The sequence below is a fragment of the Candidatus Thiothrix sulfatifontis genome, assembly GCA_022828425.1.
Taxonomy (GTDB): domain Bacteria; phylum Pseudomonadota; class Gammaproteobacteria; order Thiotrichales; family Thiotrichaceae; genus Thiothrix; species Thiothrix sulfatifontis.
In genome coordinates this window covers 2,584,045-2,609,511 of the sequence record CP094685.1, presented here as the reverse complement: position 1 = coordinate 2,609,511, position 25,467 = coordinate 2,584,045, and the positions used below count along the sequence as shown (strand labels likewise).

The window sequence follows — 25,467 nt, the reverse complement described above, 5'->3', positions numbered from 1 at the left end:
GATGTCATTTTTTGATACCTTGAAAGAAAAAGCCGGGGAAGCCCGCGCTAAACTAACCGCTGAAATCGGTAAGTTCAAAAACCGTGAATTCATGGAAGCGTGCGTTGCCGGTTGCGCGTTGGTTGCCGCTGCGGATGGCAGCATCGATTCTGCTGAAAAGCAGAAGATGATGAAATTCATCCAACAATCGGATGAATTGAAAGTGTTTGAAACCAAAGACGTCATCACGTTCTTCAACAAAGTTGCGGAAAACTTCGAGTTCGACAATGAAATCGGTAAAGCAGAAGCCCTGAAAATCATTAGCAAACTGCGCAGTAAACCCGACGCTGCGCGTTTGATGGTACGCGTATGTTGCGCCATTGGCAGTGCCGACGGCGAATTTGACGCTAAAGAGAAGCAGATGGTGCGTGAAATGTGCCGTGATTTGAATGTGTCACCCGAAGATTTCGGCGTGTAATCATCACAGCTTAGCTTTGGGTTGCAGCCAATCCTGCGCACTCTTGGTAATCGCCAAGACCGCAGGATGGCTGATTCGCCGTTCCACCGAAATCGCAAAAAACTGCTCCATTACGCCGTCGGCTCGCCCGATACAATGAATATCCGTTTCCTGAGTAAACGTATCTTCCTGCACCGAGGGTGCGACAAAAACACCCGCACCGCCGAAACCAAACGCCCGCATGAGCGCACTGTCATCAAATTCTCCAATAATATTCGGCTGCACTTTCTGTTGATGAAACCAATTCATGAGTTCATTGCGTACTGACGTGCCTTCACTGGGAATCAGCAACGGTGCGCTGTGCAAGCATTGCGGGAATTCACCCAGCAAGTCTGCTTTTACTGTGGTGTGGGCAAAAAAGCTAATGCCACTAAACCCCAAACGGTGTGAAAAACCTTTGATTGGCAGTGTATTGGGAAGCGGCTTATCCGCAATTACCAGTTCAATGCGGTGCATGGCAAGCTCCCCCAGCAAGTCAGGTAAAGGCCCTTCGTGGCACACAATGTGAATTTGCGGGCTGAGCAACATCGCCGGTTCCAGCAATTTATAGGCAATGGTTTTGGGAACCACATCGACGATGCCAACCCGAAACAGCCGTGCCTGCCCGGAAGGGTGGGTTTGTAAAGCTTGTTCCAAAGCACTGCCCAGTTGGAAAATTTCATCGGCATAACGCCGCGTGGTATGCCCCGCATCGGTGAGTTCCAGATTGCGGCCTTGTTTGCGGAAGAGTTTGACGCCGAGGGATTCTTCCAGCAATTGCAATTGCCCGCTAATGGTTTGCGGGGTCAGGTTCAGGCTTTCGCAGGCACGCACAATGCTGCCTAAAGTCGCCACTTCACGAAAGTAGTATAAGTGTTTGTAATTGATCACGATTAACTGTCCTGAATCTTACGTAATTCTTGTTCGCACAGGGATTTTAACATGGAAAGTGCATCATTCAGCATGGCAGTGCGCACTTGCTGAAGCTGGTGTTTAATGTGGTCGCGTCCCGCATCCAGCCAAGCGTCCCAGCGGGCTTGATCGTGCTCGCTCCACCAATCCGGGGTATCGGCGGGGTGGTAAGCCAACTTGTCGAGATCCAGCATGTCGTAAATATTGACCCACTCACCTTCCACTTTCAACATGAGGCTGGGGTTGAACAGGTAATGCCCTTGGCGCACCCGATAGAACAGTTTGCGGTTGTAACGGTCGTCGCGATACATCTCGTTTTTCGAGAAAATGCTGGAAATATAGGCGCGTTGTTTGCGTTGTGGGCTTAATACCTCCGGTGGGAAATGTGCCACTGCGTCAATAATGTCTTGCGTACCAAAGCCACCGTTTCCACCGATTTTAAGAGGCAGGGCGCGGTAAAACAGTGCAATCATTAGATTGAGCAGGAAAAACTCCATGCTGTGCTGATCGAGTTTTAATAATTTGCCGTCAATTTGAATGCTTAAACTGTCGGGGGCGAGTTGCCGGTAAATGCTGGCAAGGTGATGTTTGGCGTATTTCTCGTCTTTGCTGGCTTGTTGCAAGGCAATCTGAAACGCGGTGAAGTGGTTATTATCCACGTATTCGGGGTTGGCACCGAGTGCCGCCAGTTCATTAATCAGGCTTGAGTTGCCCAACCAAGCCGCCACCATCAGCGGGGTTTGGTTGAACGGGTTGCGGAAATCCACGCCAAATTTATTGAGCTGGTTGCGCAAAGCCACTGGATTTTTAAGCTGATAAGGCAGGTAATATTTCTGCTGTAATTGCTTGATGCCATTGGCAGGATGCCGTGCAGGTTTGAACTCAACCTTGATTAAATCGCGTAGGCATTGCCGGTCTTCGTATACCAGCGCGACTTCAAACAGAGCCAGCCGGGCTTTTTTATCGCCCTGCTGAATGGCTTGGGTGTGCAATTGCTGCAAGGTTTCGCCGGTATAAACTGCCCAATCCGGGTTTTGTTGCTGGAGAATTTCTTGGCGGATACGGTCAGCTTGTTCTTGCTTGCCTTGCAACTCAAGTTTGTGGGCTTCGCGTTGCCATTCTTCGCGGCTGGAATTTTGGTTAGCGAGATTGAGCGTCTCTTGCGCATCATGCAAGCCTAGCAAATCCAGCACGTGTTGTTTGGATTCGGCCTCGATCCAGTACAAATTACGCACAGCACGGGTCAGGGCAACGTAGAGTGCGTTAATGTAAAACTTGTAGGTTTCCAGCGACTTATCGGTTTTGTTTTTAGCGCGGGCGTAACTCAGGTCTTGTTGCAGGTCGGCGTGAGTCACACCTGCGCTGATTTCGCGGAAGCGTTTGTTTTCTGCACTCAGGAAGTTGTAGAGAATAATATTGTCGTATTCAAGCCCCTTGGCTTCTTGGATCGAGAATACCAGCGGCGTGTTGAAATGTTGTTGCGCTTCGGCTTTTTGTTCGGGGTGCATGACCACCACGGCAAAACGGGTGGAGGTACGGGTTTTGGCATCGAGTTCGCGGCGGATGTTATCGCGGTCTTGCAGGAATACCACATCGCCTTGCACATGCCCATTGCTTTGCACCAGATAATTGCTTTCACGATCAATCGAGCCGAAGCGGGCATTTTTGAGCAGCAAAATCCGGTTTGCCAGTGCGGTGACTTGCGGGGAATTGCGGTAATTGGTGCTCAGGATGCGGATTAAATCGACATCCGCCTGCAATTCGCCGTGGGTGTAAAACAGGCTTTTGAGCTTGCTCCACGAGAAAAAATTGGGGTGGACGATTTGGTTGGAATCGCCACACAGCAAAAATCCCGTGGGGTCGCGCAAGGTTTTGAGAATGAGGAAAAGCTGGATATTGGTTAAATCCTGCACCTCATCCACCACCACGAAATCGTAGCGTGGTGCAACCCGTTCTAGGTATTGGTGGCTGAGAATATTGCTGTCGTAACGTTGATTTTCCTGCAAAAAACTCAGATAGCGACTGAAAATATCGTAAACAACCGGGCGTTCGTCTTCCAAGAAAATCGACTGCTTGATGCCTAGGTTGAGGTATTCGTCGCGGCTGAGGTAAGCGCTGTCAACGGAAGGGCCGGTAATGACCCCTTTGAATTCCTCGAACAATTTGTGTGCATCTTTAATGGGCGTGCGCGGTAAACGGCTGAACCACTGCGCAAATTCGCGGAAATGAAGCGGTTTGCCGCCTGGGACTTGGATGCTTTCGAGAAATTCTTGGAAGGAGAGGAAATCGACGTGTTGTTGCGCGTTTTCGTAGCCGTGGGCGTAATACAGGTCGCGGGAATTTTTCACCAGATACGGCGATAGGGTGACGTATAAGACATCGCCGGGGCAGGCTTTGAGCTTTTCCAGCGTCAAAGCGGTTTTGCCACTGCCTGCCGAACCAATGATCACCAGCGGTGGCGGTAGCTCGAAAACGGCTTGCTGGGTGTCGTCAAACGAAATGATTTTATCCAACAGATTGAAACGCCCGTGTTGGGTGTTGACGTAAGCAAGGTTGGGGGTGTCGTCGGGGGCGTGTTCGAGTGCGGGAATTTTGTCTTCGTCGATGACCGCGCCGTGACTGAGGAAGCGTGAACCGGCGTAATCGTGGCTTTTGAGGTATTCCAGCACCAATGCGTAACGTTGATCTTGGTAGTTGTAAAAAGCCAGCAGCAAACGGTCGCTGCGGTTGAGCCGCGCTCGGTATAAGTTGTCACCGATTTTTTTGACGTCAGCGGACTTGAGATCATCGGCTTCGATGAAAGAGCGCCATTTGCGGAAGCCGGTGATTTTGTCAGGATTCAGTTCGTTATAAAGTAGTATCTGCATTATTCCCAGTTATAACCGTTATCGTTGGACAGTTTTTCGCAAAGTGTTTCCAGTGCGGCTAAAAATGCTTCTTCATCATTTGGCGTGATTTCAAAGGTTGAAAATCCAAGGTAAGCACCGTTTTCATCCTCGCTCTCTTCCCATTCAAGCGTGTAATCATCGTCAGTCGTGTGTTTGGCGCATAATTTTTCAATTTTTGCGGCGACGGTTTCAGCGTTGTCGGTGTAGATATAGAAATCACTTAACGTCAGTGCGGCGGCGGCTTCGCTATCGTCATCGTCGTAACCTTCTATGCTGAAAGCGTAATTTTCAGCGTCTGCCCATTCGTTGCACAACGTATCCAGCGCTTCCAAGAACGTTTCAGGGTCATCCAACGAGATGTCGAAGTTGCTGATAATGGCGTAGGTGACGCCATCTTCTTCACTTTCTTCGTAGTCAAAATAGAAGGCTTCCGCATTGGCATATTGTTCACACAATGCCTCCAATGCTGTAGAAAAATCCTCAACCGCGTCCGTGGCAACATAGAAATCGAACAGTTGGATTGCGCCATCTTCGGCAAAGTAAGAGCTGTCATCTTCGGATTCAATGTCAGCATTAAAATCCAAGTCCTCAACCGCTTTGACGACCCAAGTATCATGTCCGTTGAGTTCAGCGTGAATCACATATTTATAGGGAATGTAGCAATAGCCACGATCCCCCCATGCATTTCCCCAGGAATTACGCACGATGAACATCTTATCTTTGTCTAAATAGCCAACACAAAGCATGGCGTGCCAGCCGTGTTCTTCGCGTACCTGCTCGGTCTTTTTTGGTAAGGGGACGCGCCCACGGTTGTCGGTTGCTTCATCAAACGAAGAGAAAGTGTTCAGACAAAACGCAATGGGATAGCCTTCTGCCAAGGTGTGACGATACAAATCCAAATCTGTTTCGACGTATTCGGCTTCAGCGATTTTGAAATTGGCGGCGTGTTCATAGGCTTCCGCCGCCGGTTCTTCGGTAATGTAGTCTGTGTCGTTAGGCCACAAATTTTCGTGGCACGCACCGTACTTCTTTAATCCTTCAATCGCCGACTGCATGGATGTGCCGTCGTCATTCTCGATGTCATCGTCTTCATAGCGAGCGTTGTAATAAATAAACAAGCGACTGACATCAGCGGATTCCCCCAAATGACGTTTAGCCAAGTATTCATACGCACCCGCGCACGCATTTGCCACGCAACTGTTGCCCACTTGTTCCTCAACCTCAGTCAAATACGGACGTAGGTCAACTTTAGCGGGCAACGGTTTCGCGGCAGAACGGCCAATTTTACGGCGTTTGGCATCCGTGGGGACAGCCCCAACCCGGCAGCCGCCAATTCGATGGCTACGGGGTTTCATGAGCGCAATGCCTCACGGCACAATGTGTTCATCATGCTGTTTACCAGTAAATGCCTTTGCCACCCTGACTTGGCGTTGCGGCTTGCGCCAGTGTGCTAACCACGCCCGCTTTACGCATCAAATCCGCCAATTCACGTTGCTGGCTGGCATCTTGGCACGCGGCGGTGGCTTTGGCGTACAAGCTTTCGGCTTTGCTGCTATTGCCCCATTTTTGCGCCAGTTCTGCCATGTACGCAAAGTGGAAATGGTTTTGAGCTTTGGCTTCGCCTTTATCCAAAATCATTTGTGCTTGCGCGTCGTCATCCAAATGCTCTTTCACGGCTTTGGCGAGTTTGTTGTACTCGAAAGTGCTGGCGTTGCTGGCATCCAGCTTTGCCAGTTGTGCGGCGTAGAATTGTTGTGTCCAAGTTTTGCCAAATTCGGTGTCGCTGAGTTGCTTGCTGACGGTTTCGCCGAGGTTGCGCACGGCTGCAAACGTATTGCTATGGGTGGCGGCTAGATCCAGCAAGCGTGCCAGCCATGCTTTGTCTTTCACCAGATTGCCAACCGCGACGATTAGCGGCTGATAAGCGGCGAAGCTGAAGGTGCCTGCTTGCTGCATCTTTTCTTCCGCCGTGGTCAGCAATTGGCTGGCGTAGGACGTGTCTTCCAGTTCTTCGACCACCGCGTTTGCCAGTGCAATGAATTGGTTGGGGCGCGTCAGGGTTTTTTCCTGATTTTGGAATTCGGTGTAACGCGCTTGGCTGGCTTCACGCTTGAGCAGTTTCCCGCTAATGCGGTCGTTGCGCTCGGCATCATCCGCCAGCAATTGCTTGGATGCGTTTGCGAGTTTGCGCATTTCGTCGAGGGAGCTGACGTTGGCTTCGGCTTTGTCGAGGGCTTGGATGACGACAGTAGCGTCGCCCGGTGTCAGTTTTTGGGCGCGTTGCGCTACATCTAATACTTGTGCGTTGGTGTCGGTCAGCTCCAGTGCTTTTTGCAGGGATGTGGCGGCGAGTGCGGCATCGGCTGGGTTTTTCGCCAGTGCTTCGAGGATGCTGGTTGCGTCAGTGTAAACTTTGCAAGCGTCCACCGCTTTGGCGTACAGCGCGTTGGTTTTGGCAGGGTCTTGCAGGTTGGCGTTGACTTCGCCTGCGAGTGATACCAAGGCGGCAGCGTTAGTGGCTTTGCTTTCCGCAGCAGCGTAAATGCTGGCAACGCGGTCTTTGTCACCGAGGTTATCGTTGACGGCTTTTGCCAACATTGCCAAATCGGTAGGCGTGCTGAGTTTGCTGGCGAGTTTGTCGTAAGCTTTGCCTGCAATGGTTTTGTCATCCATGTTGGCGGCAACGGCACTGGCGAGTTTCAGCAAGTCTTCTTTGCCGCTGAATTCGTTCAGGGCAACGCCGTACATGTCTTTAGCGGTGGCTTGGTCGCCCAGCAAGTTGGCGTAACCCGTGGCAAGGTCGAGATTTTCTTCACCGCTCATCGCGAAGTTTTTGCCTTGTTCCAGTAAGTCTTCGGCTTTGTCTTTATCGCCGAGCAGGTTCATGAAACCGCCTGCGAGCACCACGAATTGCGCGGGGAACATGCAGTTACTTTCGGCATCAGCCAACGTTGCGGCAACCTCTTTGTCATCGCCGAACAGGTCTTTCAAACCTTTCGCGAAAGTGACGACATCGGCCGTTTCGCTGCTGGAGGGTGCAGCTTTTTTGAAGACCATCAGTGCGGTGGTGGGGTTGCCGCTGTTTTTAATGTCGGTCGCGAGTTTCTGGTAGTCGGCAATGCTTTTGCAGTTGACAGTGACTTTGCCGAACAGCTTGTTGGCAAGGGCGTTGTCTTGCAGCGCGTCTTGCACGTAACCGGCGTAAGACAGCAATTCGGTGGTATTGGTGGTTTCGCTGATGGCTTCTTCTAACAAGGCGCGGCCTTTGTCGCGGTCGCCGAGGAATTTGGCAATGCTATAGCCGGTTTCGGCTTTTTCTTTGGCATCAAAGCAGCTATTGGCGGCTTCGTCGTACAGTTCGGCGGCTTTGTCATGATCACCCGTCGCTACATAACCTTCGGCAACCGCGACGTAATGCGCGGGGAAGGAGCAGTTGGATTCGCCTTTCGCCAGTAATTCTTTGGCGTAGTCCAAATCGGCGGGTGCGGCGGCAGCTTGTTTAGCAAGGGCGGCGTATGAGGCTGCGTCGTTGCAGGCGGCGGCTTGTGGGCTGAGTTCTTCGCGGGTTGCCATGTGTCCTCCAAAAGCGGTTGATGCAAAATCGAGACTAACCAGTGTTGTAAAGCATATTGGCGACGGGTTCAAGTGTCGCGCCTAGCCTTACCGCTCATACGGAGAAAATGTCTGTTTGTCCGAAGGTGGTCGGTGCTTGGCGTGTGGACGTGAAAAATGGTAAGCGCTAAATCAGGCATACACACCAGCACAGGAGAATTCAAGATGACAGGCATAACACAGGGCAGTGGAACCAAAACAACCGAGTCTACCGCTACACTGACAGCAGTAACCACTGCGCTTGGCGATGCGGTGAAGTCCATTCAAAGCAAGTCAGATAACAACCCGTTTGGCAACGGCAGTCATGCCGATAAGGAGGCACTAATCAAGCTTGTGATGAACATGATTGAGTTGATTAGTTGCAAGTTGCCGCCGACTGAGCCGCCAACCAAACCACAGCCGAAGCCGTTGCAATTAACCTCGCAACAAGATAAAGCCGTGCGCGAACGTTTCAATGTTGGCAGTGCAATGAGCTACGAAGTGTTGGACAGCAAGAAAGACGGCAAGCTCAGCGCGGGCGATACGCTGGTTATTTCGGGCGGCATTACAGGCGGTGAAATTTCGCGGAAAAAATTGACACAGCAGGATGTGAAAGCAATCAATGCCGGTGGCACTGGCGGTTCAGATGCACAGCAGCACTTGGATGCGAACCGCAAAAAGTGGAACTCGCTGGATATTCAAGATTATTCATTTACCTTGCAACGCAATTGCTTCTGCCGTGGTGACGCTATCCGCCCAATTAATATTGAAGTACGCGATGGGAGTGTGGCTAAGGCTACGTATGCCGATACGGGTGAGCTGCTGCCGGATGATCGCAAGACGAATAAACAGTCTGTTTACAATTTGAATGCGGACGGTGTGTTTAATTTGGTGGAGCAAGGCATCAAGAGCGGTGCGGCTAAGGTCGATGTGAGTTATGACAAGCAATACGGTCTGCCAACGTCGATTTATATTGATCAAAGTTTCCAAATAGCGGATGAGGAGATGGGTTACACGATTTCCAATTTCCAGCCTGAGCCAACGTTTACGACGCTGGCGTGTGGCGAAGAAGGTAATTATTGCCCACCTACTGAAATCTTGCCACCTCAAGTACTACCGATTAAATAATGATCCAAACAACCTGCTTGATGATTGCCGGGGGGGATACCGACCCACAGTTGATGCGGTTGTTGAAACGCGCGGCATTGCATGGCATTCCTGTGCAATGCCTGCTCACTGGGCAAGCCGGTTTGCCGCGTTTGCATTGGGATATTCAGCGCAATCAATTGCTGAATGAGGGCGAGGTGGTGACGGTGAGTGCTGCTTTTATTCGTCAGGATGTGTTCGCTTACCTAAAAAGTAAGGATGCGCAAGATAATGTTGTTGCCCACGAATGGTACGCGGCAGTTTCCGGTTGGTTACTGGCATCACCGGCTATTCGTTTGTGCAATCGCAGATTCCAGTCGTGCGGTACTGTCAATAAGCCGTATGTGCTACGTTTGGCGCTGGAGCGAGGTTTCAAGGTGGCGCAAACCTATGTCAGCAACGATATTCCTGCCATGAATGCGTTAGGTGACAGCGGGGCGTGGATTACCAAGCCCGTCACAGGGGGAGCGTATTGTGTGCCATTGGAACCGTTTGCAGAGCGTTTGAACAACCGTTTGTCTTACCCACAGATTGTGCAGCAGCGTTTGGAACAGCCGGAACTCCGCGTGTTTCGTGTGGGCAATACGTGGTTTGGGTTCAAAATTGTTTCCGATGTGTTGGATTATCGCACGTCATCCGCGACCCGCATGACCGAGGTGGAGGTTCCCGCTGATTTGGTGGAAAAACTCACCTGCTTGTCAGACCATTTGGGGCTGGATTTCGCTGCGGCAGACTTCAAAACCGATCCGCATACCGGCGAATGGCAGTTTTTGGAGATTAATACCAACCCAATGTTTGCGGGATTTGATCAAGTGGCAGCCGGTAAGTTGAGCGATGCGTTGCTGAAGTATCTTGGGCTATTGCAAGAATGATACAATACACCAAGATTTTTATGCTGATCATTAATCATCATGCCAGAAGCCGAGCCGATTGCCTGCCAAGAATGCGGTCAATTACACCGTTACCGAATTATTGCGTCGGGCAAAATCGCTAATTGCAGCCGTTGTGGGGCGGTGCTATACCGCAATCGCCCGAACATGTTGGATTCGGTGCTGGCACTAACCATTGCCGGGCTAATTTTATTCGTATTGACGAATGGGTTCCCCTTGTTAGGTCTTCGCGCACAGGGAGCAGAGCAAGAGCTGCATTTGCTGGGGGCGAGTCTGGCGTTTTGGAATCAGGGCTATCCGATCGTAGCAGGGTTAATTGTTCTCAATATTATTGTTTTTCCTTTGTTTGAATTGCTGACGCTGCTGGTGGTGGTGTTGACTGTGCGCTATCGTTGGCAGCCGGAGATGGCAATTTTTTTATTCCGTTGGATGCGTGAATTTAAGCCTTGGGGAATGCTGGAAGTCTTCATGCTAGGGGTGCTGGTAGCCGTGGTGAAACTGGGTGATTTGGCTACGTTGATTGTAGGGGCTGCTTTTTGGTCATTCGCCGGGCTAGTTTTTACGATGGCTGCGGCCACCGCATTATTGGATCCTTTCACTGTGTGGCGGGCATTGGGAAAAAAGCATGGTTGAGAATGGGGTTTTGCTGCAATGCCGTGTGTGCAGTGGCTTGAGCCATGCGCCTAAGCAATTAAAACGTTTTGATGTGATGCATTGCCCGCGTTGTGGGGCGCGAATGGCATTTCCGCAGCATTCCAACAGTGTCGAAGTCACTTGGGCATTGCTGATTGCAGCGGCTATTCTGTATATTCCAGCCAACTTGTTGCCGATCATGAGTGTGTATATGTTGGGGGCAGGGCAACCGGATACGATTATTACCGGCGTGTACCATTTGTTGGAAGCCGGGCAATGGCCGTTGGCATTGATTGTTTTTGTGGCGAGTATTGTGGTGCCCTTATTGAAACTGTTTACGTTGAGTTTTTTGTTGATCAGTATTCAGCGGCGTTCACACTGGCGGCAACACGACCGAATGCGCTTGTATCGGATCACGGAATACGTGGGGCGTTGGTCAATGGTGGATGTGTTCGTGATTGCGATTTTAACCGGGTTGGTACAATTCGGGAATCTGGCGCGGGTTGATGCAAACTTGGGCAGTTTGTCGTTTGCAGCCGTGGTGGTATTGACCATGCTGGCGGCGCGTACTTTGGATGAGCACTTGATCTGGGATATTGTTCGGCAAGGGGAACGGCAACAATGAATGACAACAATGGGCTGGATAATACGTTGCCGGATGTGGAATTGCGCGAGCAGCGCTGGCCTTCGCCAGTGTGGTTAATTCCGTTGGCGGCCTTATTGATCGGTTTTTGGTTATTGTTTCAAGCCTGGTATGAGCGTGGGCCGACTGTCACCGTGCAATTTTCTAGCGCAGAAGGCATTGAGCCGGGTAAAACCGAAGTGCGTTATCGCGCTGTCACCGTTGGCAAAGTCAAAAAACTCAAATTGGACAATGAACTGAAATACATCGAAGCCATGATTGAATTGAATAAGGAAATTGGGCGACATTTGGGCAGTGATGCGAGTTTTTGGGTGGTTCGCCCGCGTGTAAACCGTTCCGGGGTGTCGGGTTTGAGTACCTTGTTTTCCGGTTCTTACATTGGCATGGATCCGGGAACTGATAACGACGACCAGAGTTTTTATAAAGGCGCGGAACGCCCGCCGGTGATTGCACCGGCAGAAGACGGTAAGCGTTTTTTCTTAATCTCGGATTCTTTGGGTTCAATGGATGTGGGAGCGCCCGTATTTTATAAACAGTTGCAAGTTGGTGAAGTGATTGATTACGAATTATTGAATAATCAAGACCGCGTGCAATTGGAGGTGTTTGTACGGGCGCCTTATTTTCAATACGTGCATGAAAACACGCGTTTTTGGAATGCCAGTGGGGTTGAACTTAATATGAATTCGACCGGGGCAGAGTTTCGGATGGAATCGCTGATTTCTGTGTTAATCGGGGGAATTGCATTTGAAACGCCGACCGGGATTGCCGGTGGAGACGTGAGTAAACAAGGTGATACTTTTGTGTTGTATCGCAATTATGCGGATTCGCGGAAAAAGCAGTACGCCACCAGATTGTATTACGTTATGTATTTTGATGGTTCGGTGCGCGGTATGCGCGTGGGTTCGGCGGTAGAGTTTCAAGGTATTCCGATTGGGCAGGTCGAAAAGATTGACGTGAATATGGATACCGATTCATTGGCGGTACGCGTTCCGGTATTGGTATCGATTCAACCGCAATATTTTGATGAGTCTCTTACTAAAGAAACAGGTGAGGCTGCTATGCGTCAATTGGTGGAAAAAGGAATGCGCGCTAAATTGGATACCGTGAGTTTTTTAACGGGGCAGAAAGTGATTACACTGAGCATGGAAACAAATCCGCCCGCTGCCGCCATTAAAGCCACACAATTTTACAGTGAATTCCCAACCATTGGCACAGCGTTTGAAGAACTGCCTTTCTTAGCCACCGAAATTATGATAAGCCTTGATGAAACCTTGGATGGCATTAATAAACTGGTGAGTAGCGGTAAATTGGATAAAACCGTAGACAGCCTCAATAAAGTATTATTAGAAGCAGAACAAGCGGTGAAGGCCGCTAAAGAAATGCTTAATACGGTAGATAAAAATACCCTGCCCAGTGTCACCAATGATGTCAATAAAATCAGTCAGGATTTGAGTAATACCATGCAGAGAATTCAAGGCTCAATGGTGCAGATTGACCGTTTGACTGCGCAAAACTCCCCAACGCAACAGCAATTGCAAGAAATGTTGGAAGAAGTGACCGCTGCTTCGCGTGCTTTGCGCAGTTTGACTGAAACATTGCAACGCCAACCCAGTTCATTGCTACGCGGTAAACAAGGAGAATAATGATGAGACGATGGTTAGGTGGCTTAATAATGGTGGCATTAAGCGCTTGTGCGAACACGCCTACGCAATATCACACGCTGTCAATGGATACGGGCAGTGCAGCGCTGCCAGTGGTGACTTCAGCAATCAATAGCGTGGGAGTTGGCCCGATTACGTTGCCGACATTGCTGGATCGTGAGGGCATGGTCATCCGCAAAGATGCAACGACGCTGGAAGTATCCGATACGCACTTGTGGGGCGGGCAATTGGAAGATGAATTCCTGCGCACGTTGACCCAACAGTTGCAAAGCCGTTTGCCCAGTACACGCGTGCAAAGCGTGCCGTGGGAACTCAGTCAGACGCCGCAGTACCAGGTGGTGGTTAAGCTCGATCAGTTCGACGGCACACCCAGCGGCAGCGCGTGGCTGCGTGGTGTGTGGCAACTTCAGGCAGGCAGTGATGGCAAGATTCTCACAACTGAGCCGATACTGTTGACCCGTCAGACCCTAGAAGCGGGGGTGACGGGGCTGGTGAAAGCGCAAAGCGGGTTGTTGGCGGATTTAGCCAAGCAGATCGTGCAGCGCTTAGCCGCGTATTAGCCCGCTGCTTGTTTCACAAAGCTTAAGAAAAAGGTAACGGGTACGGCATTGCTGATGCTGGGAAGAGCCGCTATTTCGCGCAAAGCGGTTACGCCAGCCGCCAAATCAAAATCAGCCGCATTCAATACAATCGGGGCAACTGTGGTGATTTGAACGGTGTCACCGACTTCGGTGATCGCCACGGTAGCGGGGATTTCCTTTTTCACACCATGCAAGTCCAAGGTGACATTGAGGGTTTGGATGCCGGGTTTTACGCCGGTTTTGCTCAAATCGACGCGGATATTCGCGTGGGTAAATTTTTTGGTGTCAAACAATTGTTCGCGCATCCGTTGATCGCGAATGTCGATATTGGTGCTGACACTAGCTAAATCAACGCTTAACGAACCTTGTCCCGCCTTGGTAATCGTACCAGAGAGGGTTTTGAACGTGTGGGTTTCGGCAATGTGATCTTTTTTAATGGAAACGAAATGCAGTGCCGATTGCTGATTGTCGAGCACCCAATCCGCTAAAGCAGTGCCAGAAAGTAGCGCGAAACTGAGCGTAGTTTTGCAGATAAAAGGTAGCAGACCTTGCATAACTGGTTTTTCCTGTGAATGGTTAAAATCGACTTGCTTGCAGCTTAACTGAATAGCGCCGTTGGTCGGATATACTGCGGTAACTGCATGGGTTTTTACCCTCCAGAGAACCTTACTTGATTTAAGTCAATTATCAAGAAGGGTTATATGTTACCCTATCGCAAGAGATAGAATGACTTAAAATTTTAACGAAATAACGATACCACATAGGGAGATACCGTATGGCTATTAGCAAAGCTGTTCAGCGTGGCACATTAATCTACATTTACGACCAAAACGGCGAAGCAGTGACCTCCATTTCAGCGCCCAGTCGCTTGCCTACTGATGGTTTGAAGGCGTATGACGCTCAGAGCATTAGCGTGCAGAAAGGCTTGTTATTGTACAACTATGATAAGCAGGGGCGGCAAACTGGCATTACGTCAATGGCAGAACATTGAGCTGCTAAAGTAGGCGCATTTTGATAGTCAAGCGTAAATGGTGCTTTAGTTGCTGCACTGCATCCGCTACAATCATTCGTATTCAGTAAACACTGGCAGGAGAGCGTTGCACACCGCAAGGTTGCCGCAACCGCCGAAGGCGCAATTCCGCCCGGAAACGCTCAGGCAAAAGGACTGGCAGTACTAGATCTGACTCTGGAGAGCAGTGCGGACGCACTCACCGAAGGGTAGTAACCACGTTGCCTGAGCGTAGTCGAAGGCACAGTGGGAATCTCTCAGGTAAACGGACAGAGGGGCGGCAGACTCACGCGGTCTGCCGCCCTTTTTTTGTGCCTGTTAAACTGGAAGAATCCTAATGCAACGTACTGCACTTTACGCCAAGCACCTTGAATCCGGTGCGAAAATGGTCGATTTCGCGGGCTGGGAAATGCCCATTCACTACGGCTCACAACTGCAAGAACACCACCAAGTCCGCAATGATGCGGGCATGTTTGACGTATCGCACATGGTCATCCTCGACCTCGTGGGGGCGCAATCCAAAGCCTTTTTGCACTACCTGCTCGCCAATAACGTTGATAAGCTGAAAGATTCCGGTAAGGCACTGTATAGCTGCATGTTGACCCCTGAAGGCACGGTGATTGATGATTTGATCGTGTATTTCATCACCGAAACCCAATGGCGCATCGTCGTCAACGCTGGTACACGCGATAAAGACATTGCGTGGATGCAAAAACAAATTGCCGCTTTCGACGCTACCCTGACCGAACGTGACGACCTTTCCATGATCGCGGCACAAGGCCCGAATGCACGCGCCAAAGTGCTGGGCATTATGCCAGCGGATGAAGTGGCTATCGTTGAGCCGCTGAAAACCTTCTACGGTGCATTCGTCAACGACTGGTTCATTGCCCGCACGGGTTACACGGGTGAAGACGGCTTTGAAATGATGTTCCCCAACGAACAAGCGCACAAAGTCTGGGATGCATTGTTGGCTGCTGGCATCAAGCCAATTGGTTTGGGCGCACGCGATACCTTGCGCCTAGAAGCAGGCATGAACCTGTATGGCACGGACATGGACGAAACCACTTCACCCTTAGTGTCGGGTTTGGGCTGGACAATCGGTTGGCAGCCGGAAGACCGCGACTTTATCGGGCGCAGCGCGTTGGAAGCACAAAAAGCCGCCGGTATTCCGCAAAAGTTCGTCGGGCTGGTGCTGGAAGGTAAGGGCGTATTGCGCAGTCACATGAAAGTGGTATGCAATGGTGGTGACGGCGAAACCACCAGCGGCACATTTTCGCCTACACTCGGCGTAGCGATTGCGCTGGCGCGTGTGCCAGCAAGCTGCGGCGAGACTTGCGAGGTCGATATTCGCGGCAAATTGCACCCTGCTAAAGTGGTGAAACCCGTGTTCGCCCGCAATGGCAAATCTGTTTTAAATTAAGTTTTTAGGAGTTATTTATGAGCAATGTTCCATCCGATTTGAAATACACCAAATCCCACGAGTGGGTACGCGACAACGGCGACGGCACGGTGACTGTTGGGATTACTGATCACGCGCAAGAGTTGCTGGGTGACTTGGTACACGTTGATTTGCCTGAAGTTGGCACTGAATTCGGTGCAGAAGACGGTTGCGCGGTCGCGGAATCGGTGAAAGCGGCTTCTGATATTTACGCGCCTGTCCCCGGTGTCATCCTTGAAAGCAATGAAGCGGTGCAAGATTCGCCTGAGTTGATCAATTCCGACCCTTACGGTGACGGTTGGTTATTCACCATGCGTGTGGATGACGAAGATGCGCTGGGCGAATTGATGGATGCGGAAGCATACAAAGCGGAATGTGACGAGTAATTAAAGGCAGATACCATGACAACCTTGTACGAACTTGAACAACACGACGATTTTATTGCCCGCCACATTGGTCCCAGCGCGGCGGATACAGCGGCAATGCTGCAAACCGTGGGCGCGGAATCGCTGGATGCGCTGATTGACAGCACTGTGCCTGCGAGCATTCGCTTGCCAGCACCGTTGGCGATTGAAGCAAGCTGTTCCGAAGCCGAAACGTTGGCGTATTTGAAGCAATTGGCGCGGCAAAATACCGTTGCCAAGTCGTACATCGGCATGGGCTATTACGATACGGTCGTGCCGCCGGTCATTTTGCGTAATGTCTTGGAAAATCCCGGTTGGTACACCGCGTATACGCCGTATCAGCCGGAAATTTCCCAAGGGCGGCTGGAAGGCTTGCTCAATTACCAGCAAATGGTCACGGATTTGACGGGCATGGACATTGCCAATGCCTCGTTGTTGGATGAAGCGACCGCAGCGGCGGAAGCGATGACGCTGTGCAAGCGTTCCAACAAGCTCAAATCGGACAAATTTTTTGTGGGTGATGATGTGCATCCGCAAACCATCGACGTGTTGAAAACCCGTGCGGAACACTTTGGGTTTGAATTGGTGATCGGCAACCCGTATAGCGAGTTGGCGGGGCAGGAAGTGTTTGGGGTGTTGCTGCAATACCCTAGCACCACGGGTGAAGTGGTTGATATTGAAGCATTGATTAAGCAGGCGCACGCGCAAAAAGCCTTGATATGTGTAGCATCTGATTTGATGGCGTTGGTAATGTTGAAAGCACCGGGCGAAATGGGTGCGGATGTGGTGGTTGGTAACTCGCAACGTTTCGGCGTGCCAATGGGTTTTGGCGGGCCTCATGCGGCGTTTTTTGCGGTGAAGGATGCGTTTAAGCGCACCATGCCGGGGCGGGTGATCGGGGTTTCGATTGATAGCCACGGCAAGCAGGCGTTGCGCATGGCGATGCAGACCCGTGAGCAGCATATCCGGCGTGAGAAGGCGACTTCCAATATTTGTACGGCGCAGGCGTTGCTGGCGAATATGGCGGGGTTTTATGCGGTGTATCACGGTGCAGCGGGGCTGAAGACGATTGCGGGGCGGATTCATCGGCTGACGAATATTTTGGCGAAGGGGTTGCAGCAGAAGGGTGTGACGCTGCTGAATGATACGTGGTTTGATACGGTGGTGGTGGCTGCTCCCTTCGGCTTCGCTCAGGGAGCAAATGCGGTTAATTTCCGCCATTTCTCTGATGGGAAGATTGGTATCAGCATTGATGAGCGTAAGACTCGTGCGGATATTGCTGAGTTGTTCGATGTGTTGCTGGGTGCTGGGCATGGGTTGGATGTGGAGGCGTTGGATGCTGCGGTTGTCGCGGAAGGTTTCAGCGGTATTCCATCCGGCTACCAGCGCACCAGCGAGTTCCTGACGCATCCGGTATTCAATTCGCACCATTCGGAATCGGAGATGTTGCGTTATTTGAAACGCTTGGAGAATAAGGATTTCTCGCTGGCACACGGGATGATTCCGTTGGGTTCTTGCACCATGAAGTTGAATGCAACCACGGAAATGATTCCGGTGACGTGGAGCGAGTTTGCCAATATTCACCCGTTTGCGCCGCAGGAGCAGACCGTGGGTTATCGCGCCATGATCAAGGAGTTGGAAGATTGGTTGGTGGAAATCACGGGCTATGATGCGATTTCGATGCAGCCGAATTCGGGGGCGCAGGGCGAATACGCGGGGTTGGTGGCGATCCGTCGTTATCAGGCGAGTATGGGGCAGTCGCATCGGGATGTGTGTTTGATTCCGAGTTCGGCGCATGGCACGAATCCGGCTTCGGCGGCGATGGTGAGCCTGAAGGTGGTGGTGGTCGAGTGCGACGTGAACGGTAATGTGGATGTGGCGGATTTGCGTGCCAAGGCGGAAAAACACGCGGCGAATTTATCGTGCTTGATGGTGACTTATCCGTCTACGCATGGGGTGTTTGAGCAGGACATCGTGGAAATTTGCGACATTGTGCATCAGTTCGGCGGGCAGGTGTACATGGATGGCGCGAACATGAACGCGCAAGTGGGCTTGTCGAAACCGGGCAAGATGGGGTCGGATGTGTCGCATTTGAACTTGCACAAGACCTTTGCGATTCCGCACGGCGGCGGTGGCCCTGGCATGGGGCCGATTGGGGTGAAAGCGCATCTTGCACCGTTTTTGTCTAGCCATGCGGTGACTCCGCCGGATGGAATTGCGCCGGGCAATAGTGCGGTGTCGGCTGCTCCGTATGGGAGTGGGGCGATTTTGCCGATTTCGTGGGCGTACATTAAGTTGATGGGCGCGGCGGGTTTGCAGCGGGCGACGGAGATGGCGATTTTGAACGCCAATTACATTATGCAACGCTTGGCTGAGCATTATCCGGTGCTGTTCCGGGGGGCGAATGGGCGGGTGGCGCATGAGTGCATTATCGACATTCGTCCGTTGAAGGCGGCTTCGGGGATTGATGAGTCGGACATCGCGAAACGCTTGATGGATTACGGTTTCCACGCGCCTACCATGTCGTTTCCGGTGGCGGGTACGCTGATGATCGAGCCGACCGAATCCGAGCCGAAAGAGGAGCTTGACCGTTTTTGCGATGCGATGATTGCGATTCGGGAAGAGATTCGCAAGGTGCAGGAGGGCGTGTGGCCTGCGGACAATAATCCGCTGGTGAATGCGCCGCATACGCTGGATGATTTGGTGAATGCTTGGGAACGCCCTTACAGCCAGACCGAGGCGGTGTTCCCGCAGGGTGTTAGCCCGACGGCGAAGTATTGGCCTACCGTGAACCGGATTGATAATGTGTATGGGGATCGGAATTTGGTGTGTTCTTGTCCGAGTGTGGATAGTTATCGGTAAAGACCCTCACCCCCTAGCCCCCTCTCCCGCCAAGCGGTAGAGGAGGGACAAGAGGGGATTTATGCTTTGTTTATCTGCTGCGCCAGCATTTCCCAGCCTTGCAACCCGCCTTTTAAACCGAGATTCCCTGCTAAGTTTTCCAACGCTTCCAGTTCTTGGGCGAGATTCATTTTTTTGGCAAGCCCATAAGCCGCTACCCATGCTTGTACGGCTTCTGCTGCTTTTCCATTTTGAAGGTGAATATGCCCTATATTAAATAAGGTGGTACATAATCCTGTGACGTTGCCAGTTTCCTGTTGAATGGCGAGTGACTTATTGAGGAAGTCGAGAGCGGTATCATAGTCACCACGTGCCTTGAGTATTTGCGCGATATTGTTAAAGGTAGTACTTTCACCGGATTTGTCACCGATTTCCTGTTGAATGGCGAGCGACTTATTCAATAAGTCTAAAGCGGTGTCGTAGTCGCCACGTGTGTTGAAAATTTGAGAAATATTGTTGAGGATAGTGCCTTCGGCGGATTTGTCACCGATTTCCTGTTGAATGACGTGTGACTTATTCAAGAAGTCAAGAGCGGTGTCGTAGTCGCCGCGTGCGTAGGCATTTGTTGCCATATTGTTGAGGGTATTACTTTCGCCGGATTTGTCACCGATTTCCTGTCTTATAGTGAATGATTTATTCAAGAAGTCAAGAGCGGTGTTGTAGTCGCCGCGTATTTGATAGATTTGAGAAATATTGTTGAGAGTATTGCCTTCGCCGAATTTGTCGCCGATATTCTGTTGAATGGCGAGTGATTTATTCAACAAGTCGAGAGCAGTGTCATAGTCGCCGCGTACTTGATAGATTTGAGAGATATTGTTGAGATTAGTGCCTTCGGCGGATTTGTCACTGATTTCCTGTTGAATGGCGAGGGCTTCTTGGTAATAGTTTAACGCCTGTCCGTAGTTACCTAGTGAATTATGTAAGTACGCAATATTTACTAATAAATTGCTACGAATTGAATCAGGGGTGGTGTGTTCTTCCAATAAACTTCTGAGAGTATGTAGCCATTGTTTCTTTTCGGTAATACTTGAACGATTGCCAGAATGAATCCCTTGCTCTGATATTTGTTGGAAAGTATTTTGTTCTGCTTGTTGTAATGTATTTTTATCAGCAGGAAAAACAAATACGCCACTGTACCAATCATAGAAATCAGGTGTCTTCTCTGATAGTAAATTCAACGCATATTGGGGAAGCCAGATAACTAATGGGCGTTTTAACTGGGAGAAAAAACTTCTGCGCCAATTCAGTTGTTGTACCGTGGCACGTAAGCGCTCAGCAGATTGTGTTGGTAGCAATTGCTCTAATCCGAACAGGAAAATAACCGCATCATTGGGAGTATCTTGAACACGGGCAACCAGTAACTCATCTAACGGAATGTGCTGGAGATCACCCCCAAAGGTATTTAAATCAACTTCAATCGGCAAAGGCTGTAAGCGGGTAGCCAGTGAATGAGAGAGTTCACGACGTAATGTAGTGACATTGCATTCCACAAAAAACAACGCAAAATCACCCTTTGCCCGTTGTAACGCTTTTGCCAAACGTGACAAGTCGGGGTAGCGTTCGTACAGGTCGGTTTCACTCGCTAGTTTCATTTTGCAACCGTTTTTCTACCCACGGAATTTGCATCACTGCCGGGTGTACATCGGCCCAACGTCCCCCATTTTGGTATTCGAGAATCAGTCGTAGATTTAATAAGCGAGCATAGCTTTCATCACCCGTGACGCGACGATTGGCACGTACCCACGCCAGTTTCTCAAATTCGTCATCACGTAATAGGCGATCATACTCACGGATAAGGGCTTTCTTGGCATACTCGATTTCAGACGCACCAATTTTGGCTTCGTCGGTATCCGTTGAGAGTCGTATCAAACGCATCAAATCACGCATAACGCCACCACTGAGTTGCGCCAATTCATTAATGACATTGGTTTGTTCAAACGTGGCGGCAACATCGACGCGCCGTGCTACCACTTCACCTAAACAGGCGATGCCTTGATCATTCATTTTGACCATTGGCAATAATTGGACATCATCAAAGTCATTGCCAAGATTAGCGTTAAAAGCCAAGGAAATCGGCATGGTGTAAACAATGTGGCAACGTGGTGCTTTCAATTGTTCGGCATGAACAACGAATAAATGTGCATGGCTGGATTGCTTGTCATCAAGAATGCGATAGTGTATTTTTTCCAAGCCATCAACGATCAGGACAATATCTTTATGCCCACGTTTTTGTACTTTAGAGCGGGCATCCAACAACAAAAAGTTAAGACGCTCAATAAAGACAGCTTGTTCACGTTCCAACTTTTGGCGTGTGGTAATACGGCGACTACTGGCTGTTTTAATTTCTGCGGTAAGGCTTGCCATTAATTTGGCAAAAAATGGAATTTTTGCTTCAGCTTCTATCTGTGTTTTGAGTCCAGCAGACAGTTCGTTTGATTGACCGTTTTCGATGATTTTTTCTTCAAACCATTTGCCGAGATTTTCCAATAATTCATCGTTTAATGCGATGTCACTTTTACGTAACTCTTCTTCTGTTTGCTTGGCAATGCTTAATAACACATCCAAATAGTCGAGGTCGGCAAGGTCAAGTAGCTCCTCAACATCAATGTAAATGGCAAAGAAGTTGCGGCTTTGCAATTCCTTTTTCAATCGCAACAATTCAGTGGACTTGCCACTACCACGATGCCCAGTGAACAATTGTTGGTAAAACTGACCATCATTGCAGCGTTCGATGCGTCGTGCGATGGTGGTAGCAATGACTTTCGTACCACGTACTTCAGCTAAGTCTACATAACGCTCATCTAACGCACTGAGAGGCTTGTCGGGGTCGCAGGCGCGGTACACTTCATCCAGATTCGTTGCGAGGGTCATTGCTATGGCTCTTCCTGTGAGTATCAATAGCTTGGTAGTTTAGCATATTAGGGTGGTATTGCGTTGGTGCGGATATTTTGTGGATTTGTTGTAACTTGTTTGAATTGTTATTTAAATTAGAGCTTTAGGTTGTCTCAGTGAAAATCGGGATACGGATCGTTCGGAACTGCTATCCTTTTGTCAGGTAACAATAGTGGAATAGCCAACCATGCAACTACAACTGAAGCCGGAATTTGAGGAGATCCTCGAACCGCTAGGCGACAATGCAGCCGCTTTCTTTCTCGCTGCTGGTTTGTACTTCGCACATAAAGTCAGCTTTGTCGCTGCTGCCGAGCTTGCCGATCTGAGTTTCAATGAATTCTTGTACCGCCTACAAGAGCATTTCGGCGTAGGTTTTCAGGTATCGGATGACTCGGTGCTTGAAGATTTGCAGACTGTAGCCGGACAACGTGTCGCGGATGATCTGGGAAAGGCACTGCACGATAGCGCCACACGCGGTTTGCCGCTGTCAGACGAGGAACGTGCGCAGTTGCAACGCTGGTACGACGAACAAGATGCCGAAGAAGCCGCCATGTTGGGGCAGAGAGTCGGCGACTGAATCCAAAAGCTCAAAAACACGAGCCTTTCGCCCGAAGAACAAATGGAACTGGATTACTGCATGAAATTAGAACACCAGATGCGCTTGTTTAAAGCCCACGCGCAACGACTCAAGTCAATATTCGATGATTGCCCCATAAAGCGTTAAGCCACCGCATACCCCGTATGCACCCGCACCGCAGGCGAACGGAAACCCAGCACAATATCCCCCCGTGCCACACCGAGATCCATCAATTCTTGGGCAATATCGCCCTCAGTACCATTGTGTTGTAGCCACACTTTCCCGTTGATCAAATCCAAATGGATGACTGAACCGTAAATACGATGCCCATTTTTCCAGCCAACGTGCATCAATTGGTAATGGTCATGCTGTTCATCAAACAGCAGTTGCGTATCCACATCTTTGTCAGCAGCGGAGAGGTCGGCGTACTCCTTCAGCAGATTCTTGATGGCTTGGCGATACAGTATTAACTTATCCATTGTGAGATAACCTCTTGATCCGGTTTGAATACAATCAGTTTAACTTGATACTGGTGAAGTACATCCTGAATAAACGGTTGCGTGAAAAATGAATCGTAAGTGTCAGCAGGCACAGCGAGATAAAGCACGCGGTCAGGTTCTTGCTTGCTCAGAGCTAGGCGATAGTTCATGAATTGACCCAGTGCAGCATGGAATTCTGAAATATCAGAGGCTCGTAAGAAGCATTTAATCTCTACCGCGATTTTTTCCTCATTTTTTGTCGCTGCGAGCAAACGTTCTGCCCCCAAATCTACGTACATGGAGATTGCACCAGCGCGTAACAGAAACGGGTCATCCGTGACGTTCCAGCCGCCTTTTTCCAAGGCGTGTTTTACGGAGTCGTGATAGATGTCTCTGGCTGGCATGGTATGGGTACTTTCTCAATAATCAGCTTTGACTTTAGCAAAAACGCCTGCTTTTGCCCATCGGCTATGCCAAATAAGGGTTATAACCGATAATCCTCCAACGCATCCCGCTCTTGCTGCGAACACCCCCAAAATCTACCTGCTTCCGGCTTTTTCAGCACCGATTCCAGCACATCCAATACCTCTTCCCCAGCATCCAGCCGCTTGTCTTCCTCACTCATGAAGAGTGCCGAAAATTTGCCAGTCATATCCTCACCTGCCCGCAACCGCCGTGCATGGTCAATCACCGACAAGCTGCGATTAATGCAACCGCGCAAGCGGGCTTTTTCATCCTGAGCGTTACGCAAAAATTCAATCCAGCGCAGCGTGACGCGGGCAGTATCGCCCCACAAGTCTTTCAACTCACAGACGCGGCGTTCGATGGCTTCACGTTCCCATGCGCCATCCATGACCTCATATTCGGTGAAAATGCCATGCACCAGCACCACAAACACCGTGTAACGGGCAGCAATCTTGTCATCCTGATAAGCATGTCTGCCGTCGGCATCCAGTTCTACCGCGTCGAAATAGATGCCAATACCGCCCGGCGCACCGCAAACCGCATCACCAGGGTGGTAACGCCCCAGCATGTTTTCAAAGCGTTTGGTTTGCAGCTCAATGTCGCGGTCGTTGATTTTGATCATCAGTGAGTCGAACATGCCCATGTGTCAATCCTTCTGGCAATGTGGATACGGCAAGCATAGAGCATCTACGCAGGCGTTGAATGGACTAATTATCGTCAGGTATGGAAAATCTCAAATATACTGATTACATTCTGTTTTTTATTAAGCATTAGTTAATATTATTGGTTGGCTGTTGTAACTTGTGTAATTATTAGTGTACAATCATCAATGTTATCTAAACTTATCATTGCGAGAGGATAAGCCATGAATGCTGTAGTAGTAACACCTGCCAATGGTAAAGCAGATGCTTCTGTTCGTTGTCCTTATTGTGAAAGTACCATAATATTTTTCCGACATCGTTCATGGTGGCAAAAACTCTTTCACCCTAACAAAAAACTTTGTTATTGCCATGACTGTGAGAAAAAATTCTGGAGAAAATCTTCTTAATTAATTATCTCACTTCAGCCACGCCCGCAAACACCGACCCACTTCCGCAATCTCCTCCGCAAACACATTATGCCCCAGCGGATATTCTGAATACGCCGGAGCGTACCCGCGCTCACTCAGCCAGCCATACGCCTTGTGCGCCAGCAAATCCGGCACAATCGTGTCCTGCTTGCCGTGGAAAATGTGTATCGGCAATTGCGCATTCGCTGCATCCAACACAACCGTATCCACCGTAGCAAAATACGTCGACAGTGCCAGCAAGCCCGCCAGCGGTTTGGGGTAGCTCAATGCGGCCTGATACGCCACCGCGCCGCCTTGCGAAAAGCCCGCGATTACAATGCGTTCGCTGGGAATGCCGCGTGCGATTTCGCGCTCAATCAGCTTGCCCACTTCGCGGGCGGATGCTTGCAATTGCGCCACATCCACCTTGCGGTCGAGGTCGATTTCCAAAATGTCATACCATGCGGGCATCACATAACCGCCGTTGACGGTCACGGGCAACTCCGGCGCGTGTGGAAAAATGAAACGAATCCCATGAGCAGGCGGCAAACCCAGTTCGGGAATAATCGGCACAAAATCGTGCCCATCCGCGCCCAAACCGTGCAGCCAGATGACCGCAGCAGTAGCATGGGAGGTCGGTTCAACTTCGACAGCAGGTAAACATTGTGTCTCCCATTGCTGTAATTCGGTGCGGTAAATGTCCCACACGCAGGGGTCACAACCGCTTTCGCAGCATTCGTTGGGGGCGGGTGGTTGCGGCTTGGCGGTAAGGGGCGCTGTTGGCATAGAGGATTCTCCTGATTTCATTAGCACAACATAGCAATTTGGCGAGGG

General features: G+C 50.2%; 23 protein-coding genes and 1 riboswitch. Of the genes, 12 read left to right on the top strand and 11 right to left on the bottom strand.

The window, feature by feature from the left end; translation table 11 throughout:
• Nucleotide 1: 1 nt before the first annotated feature.
• Entirely contained in the window at nt 2-457 is a 456-nt protein-coding gene (locus L3K52_12975) for a tellurite resistance TerB family protein (GenBank protein ID UOG91110.1), read from the top strand.
• 3 nt (nt 458-460) lie between these two features.
• On the opposite strand, the gene nhaR is transcribed toward L3K52_12975, so the two are convergent.
• From nhaR to L3K52_12955, 4 genes are read right to left on the bottom strand one after another with little or no spacing between them, the layout of a single operon-like run.
• Nucleotides 461-1,366, bottom strand: coding sequence for a transcriptional activator NhaR (gene nhaR, locus L3K52_12970; protein UOG91109.1), 906 nt, complete (start codon nt 1,364-1,366; stop codon nt 461-463).
• Nucleotides 1,367-1,368: 2 nt separating this feature from the next.
• Nucleotides 1,369-4,254, bottom strand: coding sequence for a UvrD-helicase domain-containing protein (locus L3K52_12965; GenBank protein ID UOG91108.1), 2,886 nt, complete (start codon nt 4,252-4,254; stop codon nt 1,369-1,371).
• Complete coding sequence (locus L3K52_12960; protein UOG91107.1) at nt 4,254-5,630, bottom strand: hypothetical protein; 1,377 nt, start codon at nt 5,628-5,630, stop codon at nt 4,254-4,256. The genes L3K52_12965 and L3K52_12960 overlap by 1 nt, the downstream gene beginning before the upstream one ends.
• Before the next feature lie 40 nt (nt 5,631-5,670).
• Complete coding sequence (locus L3K52_12955; protein ID UOG91106.1) at nt 5,671-7,848, bottom strand: hypothetical protein; 2,178 nt, start codon at nt 7,846-7,848, stop codon at nt 5,671-5,673.
• Between the two features lie 204 nt (nt 7,849-8,052).
• Here L3K52_12955 and L3K52_12950 point away from each other — a divergent pair, with 204 nt between their 5' ends.
• Genes L3K52_12950 through L3K52_12925 form a run of 6 tightly spaced genes read left to right on the top strand, consistent with a single transcriptional unit; the run spans nt 8,053 to nt 13,399 of the window.
• Entirely contained in the window at nt 8,053-8,994 is a 942-nt protein-coding gene (locus L3K52_12950) for a DUF6174 domain-containing protein (GenBank protein ID UOG91105.1), read from the top strand.
• Nucleotides 8,994-9,884, top strand: coding sequence for a hypothetical protein (locus L3K52_12945; GenBank protein ID UOG91104.1), 891 nt, complete (start codon nt 8,994-8,996; stop codon nt 9,882-9,884). The genes L3K52_12950 and L3K52_12945 overlap by 1 nt, the downstream gene beginning before the upstream one ends.
• 39 nt (nt 9,885-9,923) lie before the next feature.
• Nucleotides 9,924-10,535 carry a paraquat-inducible protein A gene (locus L3K52_12940; GenBank protein ID UOG91103.1) on the top strand — a complete coding sequence of 204 codons (612 nt, stop codon included), beginning with the start codon at nt 9,924-9,926 and terminating at the stop codon, nt 10,533-10,535.
• Nucleotides 10,528-11,160 carry a paraquat-inducible protein A gene (locus L3K52_12935; protein UOG91102.1) on the top strand — a complete coding sequence of 211 codons (633 nt, stop codon included), beginning with the start codon at nt 10,528-10,530 and terminating at the stop codon, nt 11,158-11,160. Before L3K52_12940 ends, L3K52_12935 begins: the two co-directional genes overlap by 8 nt.
• Nucleotides 11,157-12,821: an MlaD family protein gene (locus L3K52_12930; protein ID UOG91101.1), complete on the top strand. Its 1,665-nt coding sequence runs from the start codon at nt 11,157-11,159 to the stop codon at nt 12,819-12,821. Before L3K52_12935 ends, L3K52_12930 begins: the two co-directional genes overlap by 4 nt.
• A 2-nt stretch (nt 12,822-12,823) precedes the next feature.
• Nucleotides 12,824-13,399, top strand: coding sequence for a PqiC family protein (locus L3K52_12925; protein ID UOG91100.1), 576 nt, complete (start codon nt 12,824-12,826; stop codon nt 13,397-13,399).
• Here the strand turns inward: L3K52_12925 and L3K52_12920 are convergent.
• Nucleotides 13,396-13,974, bottom strand: coding sequence for a YceI family protein (locus tag L3K52_12920; protein UOG91099.1), 579 nt, complete (start codon nt 13,972-13,974; stop codon nt 13,396-13,398). The genes L3K52_12925 and L3K52_12920 overlap by 4 nt on opposite strands.
• Nucleotides 13,975-14,195: 221 nt before the next feature.
• On the opposite strand from L3K52_12920, the gene L3K52_12915 reads away from it, so the two are divergent.
• The 4 genes from L3K52_12915 (at nt 14,196) to gcvP (ending at nt 19,133) form a co-directional block, all read left to right on the top strand.
• The gene (locus L3K52_12915; GenBank protein UOG91098.1) at nt 14,196-14,411 is read left to right on the top strand and encodes a hypothetical protein; all 216 of its coding nucleotides are present in this window, start codon (nt 14,196-14,198) and stop codon (nt 14,409-14,411) included.
• An 86-nt stretch (nt 14,412-14,497) separates the two neighbouring features.
• Nucleotides 14,498-14,598, top strand: a riboswitch (glycine riboswitch).
• 168 nt (nt 14,599-14,766) lie between these two features.
• Entirely contained in the window at nt 14,767-15,849 is a 1,083-nt protein-coding gene (gene gcvT, locus L3K52_12910) for a glycine cleavage system aminomethyltransferase GcvT (GenBank protein ID UOG91097.1), read from the top strand.
• Between the two features lie 17 nt (nt 15,850-15,866).
• Complete coding sequence (gcvH, locus tag L3K52_12905) at nt 15,867-16,253, top strand: glycine cleavage system protein GcvH (GenBank protein UOG91096.1); 387 nt, start codon at nt 15,867-15,869, stop codon at nt 16,251-16,253.
• Between the two features lie 15 nt (nt 16,254-16,268).
• Complete coding sequence (gene gcvP / locus L3K52_12900; GenBank protein UOG91095.1) at nt 16,269-19,133, top strand: aminomethyl-transferring glycine dehydrogenase; 2,865 nt, start codon at nt 16,269-16,271, stop codon at nt 19,131-19,133.
• 59 nt (nt 19,134-19,192) lie between these two features.
• Here gcvP and L3K52_12895 read toward each other — a convergent pair whose 3' ends face one another.
• Complete coding sequence (locus tag L3K52_12895; GenBank protein ID UOG91094.1) at nt 19,193-20,764, bottom strand: tetratricopeptide repeat protein; 1,572 nt, start codon at nt 20,762-20,764, stop codon at nt 19,193-19,195.
• Nucleotides 20,748-22,043 carry an AAA family ATPase gene (locus L3K52_12890; protein UOG91093.1) on the bottom strand — a complete coding sequence of 432 codons (1,296 nt, stop codon included), beginning with the start codon at nt 22,041-22,043 and terminating at the stop codon, nt 20,748-20,750. The genes L3K52_12895 and L3K52_12890 overlap by 17 nt, the downstream gene beginning before the upstream one ends.
• A 208-nt stretch (nt 22,044-22,251) precedes the next feature.
• Between L3K52_12890 and L3K52_12885 the strand changes: the two genes are divergently transcribed.
• The gene (locus tag L3K52_12885) at nt 22,252-22,641 is read left to right on the top strand and encodes a hypothetical protein (protein ID UOG91092.1); all 390 of its coding nucleotides are present in this window, start codon (nt 22,252-22,254) and stop codon (nt 22,639-22,641) included.
• A 143-nt stretch (nt 22,642-22,784) separates the two neighbouring features.
• On the opposite strand, the gene L3K52_12880 is transcribed toward L3K52_12885, so the two are convergent.
• The 4 genes from L3K52_12880 to L3K52_12865 form a co-directional block, all read right to left on the bottom strand.
• Nucleotides 22,785-23,120, bottom strand: a complete 336-nt coding sequence (locus tag L3K52_12880) for a XisI protein (protein UOG91091.1) — start codon at nt 23,118-23,120, stop codon at nt 22,785-22,787.
• Nucleotides 23,108-23,524 (bottom strand): XisH family protein, encoded by a 417-nt coding sequence (locus L3K52_12875; GenBank protein ID UOG91090.1) that lies wholly within the window; start codon nt 23,522-23,524, stop codon nt 23,108-23,110. Before L3K52_12875 ends, L3K52_12880 begins: the two co-directional genes overlap by 13 nt.
• 80 nt (nt 23,525-23,604) lie before the next feature.
• Nucleotides 23,605-24,228: a hypothetical protein gene (locus tag L3K52_12870; protein UOG91089.1), complete on the bottom strand. Its 624-nt coding sequence runs from the start codon at nt 24,226-24,228 to the stop codon at nt 23,605-23,607.
• Between the two features lie 414 nt (nt 24,229-24,642).
• A complete protein-coding gene (locus L3K52_12865) occupies nt 24,643-25,419 on the bottom strand; it encodes a dienelactone hydrolase family protein (GenBank protein ID UOG91088.1) in 777 nt (258 codons plus the stop codon).
• Between the last annotated feature and the right edge of the window lie 48 nt (nt 25,420-25,467).

Excerpts from the sequence above, each read along its gene's own strand:
- L3K52_12975 (UOG91110.1), top strand. The coding sequence starts at position 2 with ATGTCATTTTTTGATACCTTGAAAGAAAAAGCCGGGGAAGCCCGCGCT.
- L3K52_12965 (UOG91108.1), bottom strand. The coding sequence starts at position 4,254 with ATGCAGATACTACTTTATAACGAACTGAATCCTGACAAAATCACCGGC.
- L3K52_12960 (UOG91107.1), bottom strand. The coding sequence starts at position 5,630 with ATGAAACCCCGTAGCCATCGAATTGGCGGCTGCCGGGTTGGGGCTGTC.
- L3K52_12955 (UOG91106.1), bottom strand. The coding sequence starts at position 7,848 with ATGGCAACCCGCGAAGAACTCAGCCCACAAGCCGCCGCCTGCAACGAC.
- L3K52_12950 (UOG91105.1), top strand. The coding sequence starts at position 8,053 with ATGACAGGCATAACACAGGGCAGTGGAACCAAAACAACCGAGTCTACC.
- L3K52_12945 (UOG91104.1), top strand. The coding sequence starts at position 8,994 with ATGATCCAAACAACCTGCTTGATGATTGCCGGGGGGGATACCGACCCA.
- L3K52_12940 (UOG91103.1), top strand. The coding sequence starts at position 9,924 with ATGCCAGAAGCCGAGCCGATTGCCTGCCAAGAATGCGGTCAATTACAC.
- L3K52_12935 (UOG91102.1), top strand. The coding sequence starts at position 10,528 with ATGGTTGAGAATGGGGTTTTGCTGCAATGCCGTGTGTGCAGTGGCTTG.
- L3K52_12930 (UOG91101.1), top strand. The coding sequence starts at position 11,157 with ATGAATGACAACAATGGGCTGGATAATACGTTGCCGGATGTGGAATTG.
- L3K52_12925 (UOG91100.1), top strand. The coding sequence starts at position 12,824 with ATGAGACGATGGTTAGGTGGCTTAATAATGGTGGCATTAAGCGCTTGT.
- L3K52_12920 (UOG91099.1), bottom strand. The coding sequence starts at position 13,974 with ATGCAAGGTCTGCTACCTTTTATCTGCAAAACTACGCTCAGTTTCGCG.
- L3K52_12915 (UOG91098.1), top strand. The coding sequence starts at position 14,196 with ATGGCTATTAGCAAAGCTGTTCAGCGTGGCACATTAATCTACATTTAC.
- gcvT (UOG91097.1), top strand. The coding sequence starts at position 14,767 with ATGCAACGTACTGCACTTTACGCCAAGCACCTTGAATCCGGTGCGAAA.
- gcvH (UOG91096.1), top strand. The coding sequence starts at position 15,867 with ATGAGCAATGTTCCATCCGATTTGAAATACACCAAATCCCACGAGTGG.
- gcvP (UOG91095.1), top strand. The coding sequence starts at position 16,269 with ATGACAACCTTGTACGAACTTGAACAACACGACGATTTTATTGCCCGC.
- L3K52_12895 (UOG91094.1), bottom strand. The coding sequence starts at position 20,764 with ATGAAACTAGCGAGTGAAACCGACCTGTACGAACGCTACCCCGACTTG.
- L3K52_12890 (UOG91093.1), bottom strand. The coding sequence starts at position 22,043 with ATGACCCTCGCAACGAATCTGGATGAAGTGTACCGCGCCTGCGACCCC.
- L3K52_12885 (UOG91092.1), top strand. The coding sequence starts at position 22,252 with ATGCAACTACAACTGAAGCCGGAATTTGAGGAGATCCTCGAACCGCTA.
- L3K52_12880 (UOG91091.1), bottom strand. The coding sequence starts at position 23,120 with ATGGATAAGTTAATACTGTATCGCCAAGCCATCAAGAATCTGCTGAAG.
- L3K52_12875 (UOG91090.1), bottom strand. The coding sequence starts at position 23,524 with ATGCCAGCCAGAGACATCTATCACGACTCCGTAAAACACGCCTTGGAA.
- L3K52_12870 (UOG91089.1), bottom strand. The coding sequence starts at position 24,228 with ATGGGCATGTTCGACTCACTGATGATCAAAATCAACGACCGCGACATT.
- L3K52_12865 (UOG91088.1), bottom strand. The coding sequence starts at position 25,419 with ATGCCAACAGCGCCCCTTACCGCCAAGCCGCAACCACCCGCCCCCAAC.